Annotated in this window: 1 protein-coding gene; it reads left to right on the top strand. The window is 56.3% G+C overall.

Features of this window, described 5'->3' with window-relative positions; all coding sequences use genetic code 11:
- Positions 1–473: 473 nt before the first annotated feature.
- Positions 474–1988 carry a fumarate hydratase gene (locus IBX51_RS15005; RefSeq protein ID WP_291832134.1) on the top strand — a complete coding sequence of 505 codons (1515 nt, stop codon included), beginning with the start codon at positions 474–476 and terminating at the stop codon, positions 1986–1988.
- The last annotated feature ends 101 nt before the right edge of the window (positions 1989–2089 follow it).

Raw genomic sequence — 2089 nt, 5'->3', positions numbered from 1 at the left:
ATCTTATAATCCGGATTCGCATTACCCCCTGAATTTGAGCCACTAAAGCAGCCTGTCAACCCAAGGGAAGAAGCCACGGCAAGACTTATTAGAGTTTTCTTGAACATGGGTGGAACCTTTTCCTGTTGTTGTGTCGTTATATCCGGCGTAGACGGAGCCGGTGTTCCCCGGAAATCCGTGCTTTTGCCTGTTCTGCTTGTTTGTCTGAAAATTGTAGCCAGCACGTAAAGCCAATTACTGTATCGTCGACTATAGCGGCAGCATGGCAAGTGTTGATCAGCCAAAAGTGTGATTCTGCTTTTGGAAACCCTCCTCGCACAGTTGGAGTGGCCTAACAGAAAAATAGTGGGCGGTGGTGGGTTTGTCGAGTCCTATTGGGCTCATTTCTGGTAAACTTTCGCTTCTCTTTATAAGCACGGGCTGCTTTGGCGGCTCTGCGCACTTCCGATAATCAGAAAGCTGATGAGGCGACTATGACCACCGTTATCCGCCAGGACGACCTGATCGAAAGCGTAGCCGATGCGCTGCAGTTTATTTCCTACTACCACCCGAAAGATTTTATCCAGGCCGTTTACGAGGCTTATCAGCGGGAAGAATCACAGGCGGCTAAAGATGCCATTGCCCAGATTTTGATCAACTCCCGTATGTGCGCCCAGGGCCATCGCCCGATTTGCCAGGACACCGGCATAGTCACCGTGTTCGTGAACATCGGTATGGATGTGAAGTTCGAGTGTGATCAGCCGCTGGATGACGTGATCAACGAAGGCGTGCGCCGTGCCTACACCCATCCGGATAACGTGCTGCGCGCCTCCGTGCTGGCCGATCCGGATGGCAAGCGCCAGAACACCAAAGACAACACCCCCGCCATCATTCATTACAAGATGGTGCCGGGTAACACCGTTGAAATCCACGTGGCGGCCAAGGGCGGCGGCTCTGAGGCCAAATCAAAGTTTGCCATGCTGAATCCGTCCGACTCTGTGGTGGACTGGGTGCTGAAGATGGTGCCGCAGATGGGCGCGGGCTGGTGCCCGCCGGGTATGCTGGGTATCGGTATTGGCGGTACCGCAGAAAAGGCGATGGAGTTGGCGAAAGAGGCCCTGCTGGACCCGATCGACATTCACGATCTGCAGGCCCGTGGTGCGTCTAACCGATCTGAAGAGTTGCGCCTGGAGCTATTTGAAAAGGTTAACGAGCTGGGTATCGGTGCCCAGGGCCTGGGTGGTCTGACCACGGTTCTGGATGTGAAGGTTAAGGATTTCCCGACACACGCGGCCAACAAGCCGGTGGCGATTATTCCGAACTGTGCCGCTACCCGCCACGCGCACTTTGTGCTGGATGGCTCTGGCCCGTCCCTGCAGACCCCGCCGAGCCTGGACGACTGGCCGGAAATCACCTGGGAAGTGGGCGAGAACGTTCGCCGGGTGAACCTGGATACCGTCACCCCGGAAGACGTGAAAGACTGGCAGCCGGGCGAGACGGTTTTGCTGTCCGGCAAGATGCTGACCGGCCGTGATGCCGCCCATAAAAAGATGGTGGATATGATCGAGCGGGGCGAAGAGCTGCCGGTAGATCTGAAAGGCCGTTTCATTTATTACGTTGGCCCTGTGGATCCGATCCGTGAAGAAGTGGTTGGCCCGGCTGGCCCCACCACCGCGACCCGGATGGACAAGTTCACCCGCACCATGCTGGAGAAAACCGGCCTGACCGGTATGATCGGCAAGGCTGAGCGTGGTCAGGTCGCCATCGACGCCATCAAGGAGTTCGGTGCGGTCTATCTGATGGCTGTGGGCGGTGCCGCTTACCTGGTATCCAAGGCTATCAAGGGGGCCGAAGTAGTGGCCTTTGAAGAGCTGGGTATGGAAGCCATCTATGAATTTGAGGTGGAAGACATGCCGGTGACGGTGGCAGTGGATTCCCGCGGCAGCTCCGTGCACCAGACCGGCCCGGTTGAGTGGCACGACAAGATCATCGCTGCCAAAGCGGTTTGATCTGAGTCTGCGGTAGTAACAGTGCAGCCCTGGGCGTTTTGCTCAGGGCTGCCACTGAAAGTCCTTCATCCTTACCCTTCCTTTATACACGTCCACCCCTT

Origin of the sequence: Marinobacter sp., from assembly GCF_014859525.1 — a bacterium.
In the GTDB taxonomy this organism is placed as follows: Bacteria; Pseudomonadota; Gammaproteobacteria; order Pseudomonadales; family Oleiphilaceae; genus Marinobacter.
Note: the sequence above shows the minus strand (reverse complement) of the source record. Positions and strands in the feature narration are given on the sequence as shown.

Bases quoted from the DNA above. Each gene is read 5' to 3' on its own strand.
- IBX51_RS15005 (WP_291832134.1), top strand. From the start codon at position 474: ATGACCACCGTTATCCGCCAGGACGACCTGATCGAAAGCGTAGCCGAT.